Annotated in this window: 15 protein-coding genes and 1 tRNA gene; 9 read left to right on the top strand and 7 right to left on the bottom strand. The window is 73.5% G+C overall.

Features of this window, described 5'->3' with window-relative positions; genetic code table 11:
* Positions 1-410: 410 nt before the first annotated feature.
* The 5 genes from IE219_RS03650 (at position 411) to IE219_RS03630 (ending at position 4,386) form a co-directional block, all read left to right on the top strand.
* Complete coding sequence (locus IE219_RS03650) at positions 411-869, top strand: peroxiredoxin (RefSeq protein ID WP_189975047.1); 459 nt, start codon at positions 411-413, stop codon at positions 867-869.
* A gap of 166 nt (positions 870-1,035) precedes the next feature.
* A complete protein-coding gene (locus tag IE219_RS03645) occupies positions 1,036-1,611 on the top strand; it encodes a TerD family protein (RefSeq protein WP_189975046.1) in 576 nt (191 codons plus the stop codon).
* A gap of 141 nt (positions 1,612-1,752) precedes the next feature.
* Positions 1,753-2,328, top strand: a complete 576-nt coding sequence (locus IE219_RS03640; RefSeq protein WP_189975487.1) for a TerD family protein — start codon at positions 1,753-1,755, stop codon at positions 2,326-2,328.
* A 29-nt stretch (positions 2,329-2,357) separates the two neighbouring features.
* Complete coding sequence (locus IE219_RS03635) at positions 2,358-3,506, top strand: DUF475 domain-containing protein (protein ID WP_189975045.1); 1,149 nt, start codon at positions 2,358-2,360, stop codon at positions 3,504-3,506.
* Positions 3,507-3,648: 142 nt separating this feature from the next.
* On the top strand, positions 3,649-4,386 hold the full coding sequence (locus tag IE219_RS03630) for a TerD family protein (RefSeq protein ID WP_189975044.1): 738 nt from the start codon (positions 3,649-3,651) through the stop codon (positions 4,384-4,386).
* A 28-nt stretch (positions 4,387-4,414) separates the two neighbouring features.
* Here IE219_RS03630 and IE219_RS03625 read toward each other — a convergent pair whose 3' ends face one another.
* The gene (locus IE219_RS03625) at positions 4,415-5,332 is read right to left on the bottom strand and encodes a TerD family protein (protein ID WP_189975043.1); all 918 of its coding nucleotides are present in this window, start codon (positions 5,330-5,332) and stop codon (positions 4,415-4,417) included.
* 520 nt (positions 5,333-5,852) lie between these two features.
* On the opposite strand from IE219_RS03625, the gene IE219_RS03620 reads away from it, so the two are divergent.
* Genes IE219_RS03620 through IE219_RS03610 form a run of 3 tightly spaced genes read left to right on the top strand, consistent with a single transcriptional unit; the run spans position 5,853 to position 10,414 of the window.
* Positions 5,853-7,028 (top strand): HpcH/HpaI aldolase/citrate lyase family protein, encoded by a 1,176-nt coding sequence (locus IE219_RS03620; RefSeq protein ID WP_189975042.1) that lies wholly within the window; start codon positions 5,853-5,855, stop codon positions 7,026-7,028.
* 18 nt (positions 7,029-7,046) lie between these two features.
* The gene (locus IE219_RS03615) at positions 7,047-9,596 is read left to right on the top strand and encodes a phosphoribosyltransferase (protein WP_189975041.1); all 2,550 of its coding nucleotides are present in this window, start codon (positions 7,047-7,049) and stop codon (positions 9,594-9,596) included.
* The gene (locus IE219_RS03610) at positions 9,593-10,414 is read left to right on the top strand and encodes an HAD family hydrolase (protein ID WP_189975040.1); all 822 of its coding nucleotides are present in this window, start codon (positions 9,593-9,595) and stop codon (positions 10,412-10,414) included. Before IE219_RS03615 ends, IE219_RS03610 begins: the two co-directional genes overlap by 4 nt.
* Positions 10,415-10,418: 4 nt before the next feature.
* Here IE219_RS03610 and IE219_RS03605 read toward each other — a convergent pair whose 3' ends face one another.
* Together IE219_RS03605 and IE219_RS03600 are read right to left on the bottom strand one after the other, a co-directional pair.
* The gene (locus tag IE219_RS03605) at positions 10,419-10,634 is read right to left on the bottom strand and encodes an FmdB family zinc ribbon protein (RefSeq protein ID WP_189975039.1); all 216 of its coding nucleotides are present in this window, start codon (positions 10,632-10,634) and stop codon (positions 10,419-10,421) included.
* A gap of 262 nt (positions 10,635-10,896) precedes the next feature.
* On the bottom strand, positions 10,897-12,282 hold the full coding sequence (locus tag IE219_RS03600) for a hypothetical protein (protein ID WP_373298756.1): 1,386 nt from the start codon (positions 12,280-12,282) through the stop codon (positions 10,897-10,899).
* 129 nt (positions 12,283-12,411) lie between these two features.
* Here IE219_RS03600 and IE219_RS03595 point away from each other — a divergent pair.
* Positions 12,412-12,486 (top strand) — tRNA-Val (locus IE219_RS03595).
* A gap of 104 nt (positions 12,487-12,590) precedes the next feature.
* On the opposite strand, the gene IE219_RS03590 is transcribed toward IE219_RS03595, so the two are convergent.
* The 4 genes from IE219_RS03590 to IE219_RS03575 all read right to left on the bottom strand — a co-directional run bounded on the left by IE219_RS03590 (position 12,591) and on the right by IE219_RS03575 (position 13,909).
* Entirely contained in the window at positions 12,591-12,893 is a 303-nt protein-coding gene (locus IE219_RS03590; RefSeq protein ID WP_189975037.1) for a hypothetical protein, read from the bottom strand.
* Between the two features lie 26 nt (positions 12,894-12,919).
* Positions 12,920-13,144 carry a hypothetical protein gene (locus IE219_RS03585; RefSeq protein WP_189975036.1) on the bottom strand — a complete coding sequence of 75 codons (225 nt, stop codon included), beginning with the start codon at positions 13,142-13,144 and terminating at the stop codon, positions 12,920-12,922.
* The gene (locus IE219_RS03580) at positions 13,141-13,326 is read right to left on the bottom strand and encodes a hypothetical protein (RefSeq protein WP_189975035.1); all 186 of its coding nucleotides are present in this window, start codon (positions 13,324-13,326) and stop codon (positions 13,141-13,143) included. Before IE219_RS03580 ends, IE219_RS03585 begins: the two co-directional genes overlap by 4 nt.
* A 307-nt stretch (positions 13,327-13,633) precedes the next feature.
* Positions 13,634-13,909 carry a hypothetical protein gene (locus IE219_RS03575; protein WP_189975034.1) on the bottom strand — a complete coding sequence of 92 codons (276 nt, stop codon included), beginning with the start codon at positions 13,907-13,909 and terminating at the stop codon, positions 13,634-13,636.
* Positions 13,910-13,975: the final 66 nt, after the last annotated feature.

The raw sequence follows: 13,975 nt of genomic DNA, 5'->3' as shown, positions 1-13,975 counted from the left end.
CCCCGGCACCCTGGCCCGCGGCGTCCTGCCCCCCGGCGCGCCCGCCCGCCCGGGCCCGGAAACCCGGCGCCCCCGCCCGCCCGGCGCCCCGCCCCCCCGGCGCGCCCGCCCGGGCCCGGGAGCCCGGCTCGGAAGTCCCTTCGGGCGCCCCGCCCGGAAGCCCCGGCGCGGAAAGCCCGCTCCCGCCCTCGGAGCCGTACACCGTGCCCCGCTCCGCGCCCCGCCCCGGACGGCCCAGCGGGTCTCCTCGGGGGTCTCAGGGGGTTCTCGGGGGGTTCCCGGGAGTGTTTCCCCAGGGGCCTTCCCCGGTCCTTCCCGGGCCGTCCCCGGTTCGCCGGCGGGCAGGCCGTAGGGTGGGGTTCACCGGTTCGGCCCAGAGGGCCGGGCCCCGTCGAAGGGATGCGTACGCGATGGCGATCGAGGTCGGCACGAAGGCCCCCGATTTCGAGCTGAAGGACAACCACGGCCGCACCGTGCGGCTGTCGGACTTCCGCGGCGAGAAGAACGTGGTCCTCCTCTTCTACCCCTTCGCCTTCACCGGCGTGTGCACCGGCGAGCTGTGCGAGCTGCGCGACAACCTGCCGACGTTCGTCAACGACGACACCCAGCTGCTGGCCGTCTCCAACGACTCCATCCACACCCTGCGCGTCTTCGCCGAGCAGGAGGGCCTGGAGTACCCGCTGCTCTCCGACTTCTGGAAGCACGGCGAGGCGTCCCGCGCCTACGGCGTCTTCGACGAGGAGAAGGGCTGCGCCGTCCGGGGCACCTTCATCATCGACAAGGAGGGCGTGGTCCGCTGGACCGTCGTCAACGCCCTGCCGGACGCGCGCGACCTCGACGCGTACGTGAAGGCGCTCGAAACCCTCTGAAGTGGCACGCTCGGAACGGCGGGTGTTCACCGGGCTTCGGCCGACACCTCCGATTCCCCGGGCGAATCGCCTGTTTCGACTGGGAACCCGTCACTAGGATCCAGTCGTTGATCCGATGCCAACGCACGACCGGGGGCGCTGCCCCTGAAAACCTATGGAGGGACTCGTGGGAGTCAGCCTCAGCAAGGGCGGCAACGTCTCGCTGACCAAGGAGGCCCCTGGCCTCACCGCCGTGACCGTCGGTCTGGGCTGGGACGTCCGCACCACCACCGGTACGGACTTCGACCTCGACGCCAGCGCGATCCTGGTGAGCGAGGCCGGCAAGGTGCGCAACGACCAGGACTTCGTCTTCTTCAACAACCTCAAGAGCGCCGACGGCTCCGTCGAGCACACCGGTGACAACCTCACCGGCGAGGGCGAGGGCGACGACGAGCAGGTCAAGGTCAACCTCGTGGGCGTTCCGGCCGACGTGGCCAAGATCGTCTTCCCGGTGTCGATCTACGACGCCGAGAACCGCCAGCAGTCCTTCGGCCAGGTGCGCAACGCGTTCATCCGCGTCGTGAACCAGGCCGGCGGCGCCGAGATCGCCCGCTACGACCTGTCGGAGGACGCCTCGACCGAGACCGCCATGGTCTTCGGCGAGCTGTACCGCAACGGCGCCGAGTGGAAGTTCCGCGCGGTCGGCCAGGGCTACGCCTCGGGCCTGCGCGGCATCGCGCAGGACTTCGGCGTCAACGTCTGATCCGTCGCACCACAGGGCCGCCCGGCCCGGGCCGCAGGGGTCCGGGCCGCGTCCGCTCGACCGACCGTCCGGCGCCGCACGCTCGTGCGGCGCCGGACGTGCCTCATGGCAGCCGCACTCACCGGGGAGGAACCGAACACCATGGGCGTCACGCTCGCCAAGGGAGGCAACGTCTCCCTCTCCAAGGCCGCACCCAATCTCGTCAAGGTCCTGGTGGGCCTCGGCTGGGACGCGCGGTCCACCACCGGAGCCCCCTTCGACCTCGACGCCAGCGCGCTCATGTGCCAGGCCGGCCGGGTGCTCGGTGACGAATACTTCGTCTTCTACAACCAGCTGCGCAGCCCCGAGGGTTCGGTCGAGCACACGGGCGACAACCTCACCGGTGAGGGTGATGGTGACGACGAGTCGCTCGTCATCGACCTCACCAGAGTGCCGGAGCGCTGCGACAAGATCGTCTTCCCCGTCTCCATTCACGACGCGGACAACCGTGGCCAGACGTTCGGCCAGGTCAGCAATGCCTTCATTCGCGTGGTCAACCAGGCGGACGGACAGGAACTCGCCCGCTACGACCTCTCGGAGGACGCCTCCAGCGAGACGGCGATGATCTTCGGTGAGCTCTACCGCTACAACGGCGAATGGAAGTTCCGGGCCGTCGGTCAGGGGTACGCGTCCGGGCTGCGCGGCATCGCTCTAGACTTCGGGGTCAACGTTTCGTAAAGCCGCGTTATCACACAATGGGGTAGACAGTGGTTCTGAAAACCTTCGGCTGGTCGTTCGCGATCACCGTCCTCGGCCTGGTGGCCGCGGTCTTGTACGGTGGGTGGGAAGCGTTCGGGGTCGTCGCGATCCTCTGCATCCTCGAAATCTCGCTCTCCTTCGACAACGCGGTGGTCAACGCCGGGATCCTGAAGAAGATGAATGCCTTCTGGCAGAAGATCTTCCTCACCATCGGCGTCCTGATCGCCGTCTTCGGAATGCGCCTGGTCTTCCCCGTCGTGATCGTCGCGGTCAGCGCCAAGATCGGCCCGATCGAAGCGGTCGATCTGGCGCTCAACGACGCCGACCGTTACCAGGAACTGGTCACCGACGCGCACCCGTCGATCGCCGCCTTCGGTGGCATGTTCCTCCTGATGATCTTCCTCGACTTCATCTTCGAGGACCGGGACATCCAGTGGCTGCGCTGGATCGAGCGCCCGCTCGCCAAGCTCGGCAAGGTCGACATGCTGTCGGTCTGCATCGCGCTCGTCGTCCTGCTCGTCAGCGCCATGACCTTCGCCACCCACGCCCACCAGCACGGCGGCATGCACGTCGACAAGGCGCAGACCGTCCTGATCTCCGGCATCGCCGGCCTCATCACGTACCTCGTCGTCGGCGGTCTCTCCGGCTACTTCGAGAACAAGCTGGAGGAGGAAGAGGAGCGCGAGCACGAGGCCGAGGAAGCGGCCAAGCGCAGCGGCAAGAAGGTCACCGTCGTCCAGCTGGCCGGCAAGGCCGCCTTCTTCATGTTCCTCTACCTGGAGGTCCTCGACGCCTCCTTCTCCTTCGACGGCGTCATCGGCGCCTTCGCCATCACCAACGACATCGTCCTGATGGCGCTCGGCCTCGGCGTCGGCGCCATGTACGTCCGTTCGCTGACGGTCTACCTGGTCAAGCAGGGCACCCTGGACGACTACGTGTACCTGGAGCACGGCGCCCACTACGCCATCGGCGCCCTGGCCGTCCTCCTCCTGGTCACCATCCAGTACGAGATCCCCGAGGTCATCACCGGCTCCATCGGCGTCATCCTGATCGCCTGGTCCTTCTGGTCCTCGGTCCGCCGCAACAAGGCCCTCGCCGCGGCCGAGGGCGGCTCCGGCGCGTCCGGGGACAAGGCCGAGGTGAGCTCCGGGGTGTGACACCCTGCACCCGGGCGTGCGCCCCGTTCCGGGGTGTGACGCCGGGGACAATGAGGAACGCTTCCCTGCGGGGCGGCCGGCGCGTCCGGCCGCCCCGCAGGCGTGTGACGGACAAGGCGACCGACGGTGGGGGTGGGGGCCGATGGCCTTCTGGGACAATCTTCTTCCTGGACGAACGACGTCCTTCGACACGGGGGTGGGCGCGTCCCACACCATCGACCTGACCCGGCGCCGGCCGACGGTCTCGCTCGCCAAGCAGGGCGGCGCCACCGGCAACCTCCGGGTCAACCTCTCCTGGCGGATGCGGAGCTCCGACATCGAGGGCCGCTCCCGCCAGAGCGGCCGGCTGCTGCGCAACCCGGCCCAGCTCTTCCGGCCCGAGGTCGTCCAGGCCCACACCCAGGGCATGGTCAACGTCGACCTCGACCTCGGCTGCCTGTACGAGCTCAAGGACGGCAGCAAGGGCGTGGTGCAGCCGCTCGGCGGCTTCATGGGCGACCTCAACGACGCGCCGTACGTGAAGCTCAGCGGCGACGACCGGTTCGGCTCCCCCTCCGGAGAGACGATCTTCGTCAACCTCGACCACCAGGACGAGATCAAGCGGCTGCTGTTCTTCGCGTACATCTACGACCAGACCCCGGCCTTCGACCGGACGCACGCCAAGATCACCCTCTACCCGAGCAACGGCCCCCGGATCGAGATCGACCTCGACGAGCGCGCCCCGCAGGCCCGCTCCTGCGCCGTCTTCTCCGTGGACAACAGCAAGGGCGAGCTGCTGGTGCGGCGCGAGGTGCGGTTCGTCTACGGCTTCCAGGCCGAGCTGGACCGGCTCTACGGCTGGGGCCTCCAGTGGGGCCGCGGCTACAAGAGCCGGACCTGACGGCGGCCCCCGCCGGGCCGCCGCGGCGTCACGGGCGCTGGAACTGCGGCCCCATCGGCGGCATCCGGAAGTCGGCGGCCTCCGGGCCCGCCGCGGCCCCCACCGGCTGCGGATAGCCGTACGAGGGCCCCTGCGGGTAGCCGTACGCGGGGGCGGGCTCGGTCGGCGGCTCCTGCGGGTAGCCGTAGGCCGGCGCGGGCCGCTCCTGCGGATAGCCGTAGGCGGGCGCCCGCTCGGGCATCGGCGGCACGGACGGCACCGCGGGCAGCGACGGGCCGGGCGGCACGGGGGCGTGGGCGACGGTCAGGTCGAGGTCGGGGTTCCCGCCGGCGGCCGTACCGGCGCCGGTGCCGAAGTCCCCGGCGTCCGGGCCGGGCGCCGGGGCCCCGGGGTCCTCGTCCACCGAGATGCCGAAGTCCGTCGCCAGCCCCACCAGACCGGTCGGATAGCCCTGGCCCACCGCGCGGAACTTCCAGCCGTCGCCCCGCCGGTAGAGCTCGCCGCAGATGACGGCGGTCTCCTCGCCGGTCTCGGCCGTCACGTCGAAGAAGGCCAGCGGCTCCCGGTCGGGCCCGGCCGTCGCGTCGTACAGCGCGATCCGCAGGTCCGTCACGGAGCGGAAGGTGCCCCCGTCGGAGGAGGCGGCCAGCACCACCCGGTCGACGGCCGGGTCGAGCGCGGCGAGATCCGCCTCGACGGTGTCCGTCAGTCCCTCGGCGACCCGCTTCTTCGGCAGCCGCCGGACCAGGCCCGAGGGGTGGCGGGGCTGGTTGTAGAAGACGAAGTCCTCGTCGGAGCGGACCCGCCCGTCCGGCCCGAGGACCAGGGCCGAGGCGTCCACGTCGGGGACCCCGGGGCCCGGGGTCCAGCGGAGCACGGCCCGTACGGCCGCGGTGTCGAGAGGGACGTTCGAGCCCTTCAGCATCGCGTGCGTCATGACGGCCATCCTGCCCTCCCCGCCGACCCCCGGACAACGCGGGGGCGTCACGGATAGCGGAAGGGGCGCCACCGGGCGGGGCGGCGGGCGGTCCGTCCCACCCTGTGGGACCGCCGTGTGGCGCCGGTCACACCGCGGTGTGGTGCCGGTCACATCGCCGGGCGCGCCACCCCTCCCGGCGCCCCCGCCCCTCGCGTCACCGCCCGTACCGCCCGCGTCACGGCCCCGCCGCCGGTCCGCCGCGCGAGTTCACCCCGCCGGACCGGAGCGTCGCTCTCCGCTCCCGGCCCGCACCTGACGGAGTCGGACCGGGACGGAGAGGGACGGAAAGGGGCGGAGGAGGACGGAAGCGGGAGAAGCGGAACGCTCCGGAGCAGCTCGGGAGCGGGCGGGGGAGGGTGCGCGCGGAGGTGCCGGACGCGGGCGGGTCACCTGGATTTCACACGGAGCGGGAACTAAGGACACCCGTACCTACGTACTATTACCGGCCACGTGTCTTTAGGGTCAGAGAGGTAGACGGGGGATTCACATGCGTCATTTCGGGCACATCCCGTCCGCTGCGAGGGCCGCGCTCTTCCACCGCGAGCCGGCCGAGTTCACCGCGGACTCGCCCGCCCGTACCCTCGCGGTCGCCCTCGGCGCCACCCTCTACAGCCCCGCCACCCGGCCCCGGCTCGCCGACGCCGTCCGCAAGCAGGCCGCCCGGGGCGTCGTCTCCATGGTCCTCTGCCTCGAAGATTCGATCGGCGACGCCGACGTGGCGGCGGGCGAGGCGAACCTGGTCGCCGAGTTCCGCGCGCTCGCCGACGACCGGGCCGCCGGCGGCCCCGACGTCCCCCTCCTCTTCATCCGGGTCCGCGAACCGGCACAGATCACCGACCTCACCGCCCGGCTCGGCGACACCGTCGCCCTGCTGGCCGGATTCGTACTGCCCAAATTCACCGAACACCGCGGCCGGGCCTTCCTCGAAGCCCTCACCGAGGCCGAGCACACCGCCGGCCGCCGCCTCTTCGCCATGCCCGTCCTGGAGTCCCCCGAACTCCTCCACCTGGAGACCCGGGCCGAGACCCTCGCCGGCATCGCCGCCCTCACCGACAAGTACCGCGACCGGATCCTCGCGCTCCGCCTCGGCGTCACCGACTTCTGCTCCGCCTACGGGCTGCGCCGCTCGCCCGACATGACCGCCTACGACGTCAAGGTCGTCTCCCACGTCATCGCCGACGTCGTCAACGTCCTCGGCCGCGCCGACGGCACCGGCTTCACCATCACCGGCCCCGTCTGGGAGTACTTCCGCCCCGGCGAGCGCATCTTCAAGCCCCAGCTCCGCCGCAGCCCCTTCCTGGAGGGCCGCGCCGAGGACCTGCGCACCGCCCTCATCGAGCACGACATGGACGGGCTGCTCCGCGAGATCGAACTCGACCGCGCCAACGGCCTCCTCGGCAAGACCTGCATCCACCCCACCCACGTGCTGCCCGTCCACGCCCTCTCCGTGGTCAGCCACGAGGAGTGGAGCGACGCCCAGGACATCCTGCGGCCGGAGCGGGACGGCGGCGGGGTCCTCCGCTCCGCCTACACGAACAAGATGAACGAAGTGAAACCGCACCGGGCCTGGGCCGAACGCACCCTCGTCCGCGCCGAGGTCTTCGGCGTCGCCCGCGAGGACGTCGGTTTCGTGGAACTGCTCACCGCCGGCCTCGCCGGCTGACGAAGGGACGACGGCGACGTGGTCTGGACCGGAACGTGGGTCGCGGAGCGGCTCGGCGTCGAACTGATCGGCGACGAGGAGCTGCCGGCCCTCCTGGGCCTCGCCCTGCGCCGCAACCCCAAGCGGGCCCACCTGCTCGTCTCCAGCGTGCTCGGCAAGCACGTCCCCCAGCACCCCTCCGTCGTGTACGGCTCCGGCCTCGGCCTCGGCCTGCGCGTCCGCGAACTCCTCGGCGCCGAGGAGGCCGCCCGCGCCGTCGTCCTCGGCTACGCGGAGACCGCCACCGCCCTCGGCCACGCCGTCGCCGACGGCATCGGCACCGCCCCCTACCTCCACTCCACCCGCCGCCCGGTCCCCGGCGCCGCCACCGCGGGCGGCTTCGAGGAGTCCCACTCCCACGCCACCTCGCACCTGCTGCTCCCCGAGGACCCGGAACTCCTCTCCGGCGAAGGCCCGCTGGTCCTCGTCGACGACGAGTTCTCCACCGGCAACACCGTCCTCAACACCCTCCGCGCCCTGCACGCCCGCCACCCCCGCGAGCGGTACGTCGTCGTCGCCCTGGTCGACATGCGCGGCCCCGCCGACCGCGACCGGCTCACCGCCTTCGCCGCCGAACTCGGCGCCCGCGTCGACCTCGTCACCCTCGCGGCCGGCACCGTCCTCCTCCCCGACGGCGTCCTGGAGAAGGGGCAGGCCCTCGTCGCGCGGCACGAGGCGGAGCCCGTACCCGCGCCGCCCCGCCGCTCCCCGGCCCCCCGGCCCGCCCCCCGCCCCGTCCGGATCGGCCTCGACTGGCCCGCCGGAGTCCCCGACGGCGGCCGTCACGGCTTCACGCCCGAGCACCGCGCCCGCCTGGAGGCCGCCCTCCCGGCGATGACCGGGACGCTCACGCGGGCCCTGGCCGACGGCCCGGCCGCGGACGGCTCCCCCCGCGTCCTCGTCCTCGGCTTCGAGGAGCTGATGTACGCGCCGCTGCGGATCGCCGGGGCGCTGGAGGACGCCGGACTCGACGTCCGCTACTCCACCACCACCCGCTCGCCCGTCCTCGCCGTCGACGACCCCGGCTACGCCATCCGCACCCGGCTCGTCTTCCCGGCCCACGACGACCCCGCCGACGGCCCCGGCGACCGCTACGCCTACAACGTGGCGGGCGGCGGCTTCGACGCCGTCGTCGCCGTCGTCGACTCGGCCGCCGACACCCCGCTCCTGCACGCCCCGGACGGCCTGCTCGCCCGCCTCGCGGACCACATCCCGCACGTGGTGCTCGCGGTCCTCCCCTCGTACGCACCGCGGGCGACGGAGCCCGCGACCGGAACCGGCACGGACCCCGCCACGACCACCGGGTCCCGAACCGGCGAGGACAGCGACACCGGCACCGCCCCCGTCACCGTCGTCGAAGCTCCCGAAAGGAGCTCCATGCTGCCCGAGCCCCTCCGCGGCCCCGCCTTCTCCTCGTACGCCCCCGAAGAGGTCGGCTGGCTGCTCCAGGACCTCTCGGACGCCGAGCTGGAGGCGCCCACCGAGGAACGCGAGGAAGCCATCCAGAGCGGCGGCGCGCACTACGCCGAGTCGCTGCCCGTCGAGTACCAGCCCACCGCCGCCTACCAGGAGCTGTTCCACAGCGCCCTGGAAGCCTCCGCCGCCCGCATCGCGCACGCCGTCGGCACCGTCACCGAGACCGTCCTCGCCGAGAAGGCCGGCCGCCCGGTCCTCGTCTCCCTCGCCCGCGCAGGTACCCCCGTCGGCGTCCTCATGCGCCGCTGGGCCCGCCACCGCCACGGCCTCGACCTGCCCCACTACGCCGTCTCCATCGTGCGCGGCCGGGGCATCGACGCCAACGCGCTGCGCTGGCTCGCCGCCCACCACGACCCCGCCGACGTCGTCTTCGTCGACGGCTGGACCGGCAAGGGAGCCATCAGCCGCGAACTCGCCGCCGCCCTGCGAGAGTCGGCGGAGTTCGCCGGCTTCGACCCGGAGATCGCCGTCCTCGCCGACCCCGGCTCCTGCGTCCGCACCTACGGCACCCGCGAGGACTTCCTCATCCCCTCCGCCTGCCTCAACTCCACCGTCTCCGGCCTGATATCGCGCACCGTGCTCCGCGCCGACCTGGTCGGCCCGGACGACTTCCACGGCGCCAAGTTCTACCGCGAACTCTCCGGCGCCGACGTCTCCGGAGCCTTCCTCGACGCCGTCGAGGCCCGCTTCGACGAGGTCGCCGCCGACGTCGACACCGGCGTCAAGGAACTCCTCGCCGCCGACCGCACCCCCACCTGGGAGGGCTGGGCCGCCGTGGAGCGCATCAGCGAGGAGTACGGCATCCACGACGTCAACCTCGTGAAGCCCGGCGTCGGCGAGACCACCCGCGTCCTGCTCCGCCGCGTCCCCTGGAAGATCCTCGCCCGGCGCGGCGCCGGCGCCGACCTCGCCCACGTCCGGCTCCTCGCCGAGCAGCGCGGCGTACCGGTGGAGGAGGTCGACGGCCTCCCGTACACCTGCGTGGGCCTCATCCACCCCCGCTACACACGCGGCGCCACCGGCGCCGACGGCAAGGCGGTGGCGACCCGATGAACACCACCGCGCCGACCCTCGTCGCCAGCGACCTCGACCGCACCCTCATCTACTCGACCGCCGCCCTCGCCCTCGGCATGCCGGACGCGCAGGCGCCCCGGCTGCTCTGCGTCGAGGTCCACGAGTCCAAGCCGCTCTCGTACATGACCGAGGAAGCGGCCGAACTCCTCGCCCGGCTCACCGCCGAGGCCGTCTTCGTGCCCACCACCACCCGCACCCGCAAGCAGTACCAGCGCATCCAACTCCCGGGCACCACACCGGAGTACGCGATCTGCGCCAACGGCGGGCACATCCTCGTCGACGGCGCCACCGACCGCGACTGGCACGACTCCGTCGTCCGCCGGCTCGCCGACGAGTGCGCCCCGCTCGCCGAGATCCGCGCCTACCTCACCGCCACCACCGACCTGTCGTGGGTCCGCAAGCACCGGGTCGCCGAAGACCTCTTCGCCTACCTCGTGGTGGAACGGGAACGGCTCCCCGCCGACTGGCTCGACCGCTTCGGCGCCTGGGCCGGGGACCGGGGCTGGACCGTCTCCCTCCAGGGCCGCAAGGTGTACGCGGTGCCCAAGCCGCTCACCAAGGGCGCCGCCGTCCGCGAGGTCGCCCGGCGCACCGGCGCCGCGCTCACCCTCGCCGCGGGCGACTCGCTCCTCGACGCCGACCTGCTCCTCGCCGCCGACCGCGCCTGGCGGCCCGGCCACGGCGAACTCGCCGACACCGACTGGACCGCGCCCCACCTCGACGTGCTCGCCGAGCGGGGCGTCGCGGCGGGGGAGGAGATCCTCCGCCGCTTCCGCGCCGCCGCCGCCCGGCCCTGACGGGTCAGCCGCAGCAGCCCCCTCCGCAGCAGCCCCCGCCGCCCCCACCGGCGGCGGGGGCCGGCGAGGACGCCGACCCGCCGACGGCCACGGCCGACAGCAGCTTGACGGTGTCCCCGTGCCCGGCGGGGCAGGAGGCGGGATCGGAGGACTCGGCCATCGGCCGACTGAGCTCGAAGGTGTCGTCGCAGGTGCGGCACCGGTATTCGTAACGAGGCATGCGCCCAGGCTAGGGCCTCCCCGGGCACGAGCACCGGGGAAGCCGGCCGGGGAGCGGCCGGAGCCCGGCCGGGGAGCCCGGGAGCGGAGCCCCGGCGGGCGAGGGGGCTCAGCGGGCGGCCGGGGAGACGGGGACTCCATGGGCGCCCGGGGGAGGGGAACCGCCGTGGGCGGCCTGGGCGAGGGGCTCAGTGGGCGGCTGGGGCGCGGGGAAGCCTGTGGGCGCCAGGAGGGAAGGGCTCAGTGGGCGGCCCGGAAAGGGCTCAGTGGGCGCCCGCGCCCCGCTCCTCCCGGATGGCGGCGACCACGCGTCCGGCCTCGGCCCGTACCGCCTCCAGCTCGGTCAGGAAGTGCCAGTAGTCGGGGTGACGGCCCTCCAGACCGGCCACCGCCCGCTCGATCCGCTCCACCGCCTCGTCCAGCGGCCGGGCGTGCCGGGGTTCGGGCCGGGTCCGGCCCTCCATGGCGAACCGCTGCGCGTCCCGCACCGCGAACCTCGCCCGGTCCGTCTCCGCCGTCGGGTCCGCGGCGACCGCGTCGAGCCGCCGCAGCCGGTCCCCGGCCGCCGCCACCGCCTCGCCCGTCGTGTCGAGCAGCGCCCGCACGGTCGAGAGCAGCGCGGTCGCGTCCGCCCACCGCTGCTCCGACCGGGCCGTCACGGCCTCCGCGAGCCGCTCCTCCGCCTGCCGTACGGCTTCGGCGGCCTGGTCCGGCACCTGCTGGAGGTCCTGCCAGCAGGCGGCCGAGTAGCGCCGGCGCAGCTCGGACAGGACCGGCTCGACGGCCTGCGCGCGCGTGGTCACGGCCTGCGCCCGGGTCCGCAGCGACACCAGCCGCTTGTCGATCCCGGCGGCCCGCTCCGGCAGCCGCCCGGCCTCCGCCCGCACCGCCTCCGCGTTCCGCAGCACCCGGTCGGCGCGCTGGAGCGTCTCGGGGACGCCGTGCCGCCCGGCGCCCTCGTTGAGCCGGGTCAGCTCGGGCCCGAGCGCCGCGAGCCGCGCGGCCAGCTCGTCGGCCCGCAGCCCCGCCGCCCGTACGGAGTCGAGCGCGTCGCTCGCCCCGCGCAGCGCCTGCCGGGCCCGCTCGACGGCCGGCGCGAGCCGGGCGAGCTGCGTCTCGGCCCGGTCCAGCAGCGGCGCGAGCCCCGCCTCGAAGCGGTCCAGCTCGCCCTTGACGCGGTCCAGTTCCTCCTTGGCCCGGGTCAGCTCCGTCCGGGCCCGGTTCGCCGTCGCGGCGTCCAGCTCGTCCCGGTCGAGGTCATGGGCGTCGACGGCGGAGATGTACGCCTCCGACACCGCGTCGATCCGCCGCCCCAGCGCCGCGAACCCCTCGGCGGCCCGCAGCGCCTCCGGCGACCCGTCCACGGCGGAGATCGTCTCCAGGGTGATCCGCAGCCCGCGCTGCGCGGTGTCCAGCTCGTAGAACGCGGCGGCCGCGGCGTCCTTCGCGGCCTGCGCCCCGGCCCGCTGGCTCTCCCCGCGCCCCCCGAACCACCGCCGGGTCCCCCCGCCCGCGAACGCCTGCGGCAGCAGCGCCCCCACGAGCACCGGCAGCACCAGCGCGAGCCGCACCGCCGCCCCACCCCTGGACGCCGCCCTGCCCCTCACGCCGCTCGCCGCCACGTACCTCGTACCTCTCCCGCGCCGCATCCGCCCTGCCGTCCGTCCGAACGACCATTCTCCCACCAGGGAAGGACGAACACACGGCCCACCCGGTTCGCCCCCCGCCCACCGGTGTGCGACCGGCCCGCCCCCGCCATGTAGGCTGAGCCCACCCACGGGTGCGTAGCTCAGGGGTAGAGCGCTGCTCTTACAAAGCAGATGTCGGCGGTTCGAAACCGTCCGCGCCCACCAGCAGGCACACCGACGAAGGCCCCCGCCGTTCATGGCGGGGGCCTTCGTCGTCCGTGTGGCCGGGCCCTCCCGCGTCGGCGGTTCGGGCAGGGGCTCGGGTGGGGTCAGGCGGGGGTGTCGGGGGGTGGGGGGAGGCGGTGGCCACGGCTCTCGGCGACGCGGAGGACCTGGCGTAAGGCCGTGGTGAGGGCGAGGGCCAGGGGGCGGAGGTCGCGCGGGGCGGGGTGGGGGTGGCCGAGGATCCGGGCGGCGTCGTCGAGGAGCTCGGTGGCCGAGGCGAGGTGGGCCGTTTCGAGGGTGTCGGCCAGCCGGGAGAGGCGGCTGTCGCCGTCGTCGGTGCTGAGGAAGCACGGTTTGCCGTCGGGGCCGGACCACGGGAGGAGCCGTAGTTCGTCGTGGGATGTCATGCGCCTGTTCTCTCGGGGTGAGTCGGTCACCAGCCGGTGTGGACCCGGAGGGCCAGGAGGCGGGTGCGGGCGTGCATGGTCAGTTGTTCACCGGTCTCGAAGAGGAGGTGCTTGCCGCCGAGGGGGAGTTGGCGGAGGTCGGCGACCCGGCAGGGGCGTCCGCCGATCTGGATGACGTCACCGCGCCGCACGTTCGCCGTGGTGATCTCGATCGTGGCGGCCATGGCGCCGCCGGGGGGCCAGGACCTCACGGGGCGACCTCCGGGTGCGGGCAAGGGGCGGCCGGCGGGTGGCAGGGGCAGGCGCACGCCTCGTAGACGACGGGGATGTCGGGGACGCCGGGGGCGGTGGACGGCGCCGCCGGGGCGGGGTCGCGGTGGGGGCACGCGTGGTGGGTGCCGATGCGGCAGGCGGAGGAGCGGTACGGGGTCATCGGACGGTTCCCGCCGTTCCCGGCCGGGGCGTCAGGGACCAAGGAGTCGGAGACCAGGGCGTCAGGGACCGGGGTGCCAGGGATCGGGGTGCCAGGGGCCGGGGCGTTGGAGACCAGGGCGTCAGGGGCCAAGGCGTCGGGGGCCGGAATTCCGGGGGCCGGAGCGTCAGAGAACGGGACTTCGGGGGCTGGGGTGTTTGGGGGCCGGGCCCCGGGGGCTGAAGTGTCAGGGTGGCGGGCCTCGGGGGCCGGAGTGTCGGGGGGCCCGGCCTCGGGGGTCGGAGTGTCGTGTGGCGGGGGTGCTGGGTCATGTCGGTCGGTTCCTCTCGTCGGGGGTGGGGGCGGGGGCCGTTCCGTGGACGGCGGCCCATAAGACGCGGCCGTTCTCGCTGCCTGCGAGGAGGCCGAAGCGGTCCGCCCGGGCCACCGCCTCCAGCGCCTTCCACCAGGTGTCGGACGGGACCAGGTCCGGTACCTCCGCTTCGACGGTCGTCTCGTGGGCGTGCCGCTCCACGCGGGGGGTGAATCCGAGGGCGGACAACCGGGCGGCGATGTCCTCGGCGCTTGCCTTCGAAGCGGGCACAGAGGGCCTCCGTCGCCAGGTGATCACATTGCGTGAAGCTAGTTAACTAGATTAGAGCTAGTGGAC

Source organism: Streptomyces termitum (assembly GCF_014650175.1).
GTDB classification, from domain to species: domain Bacteria; phylum Actinomycetota; class Actinomycetes; order Streptomycetales; family Streptomycetaceae; genus Streptomyces; species Streptomyces termitum.
This window is presented reverse-complemented; position numbering and strand designations above follow the sequence as displayed.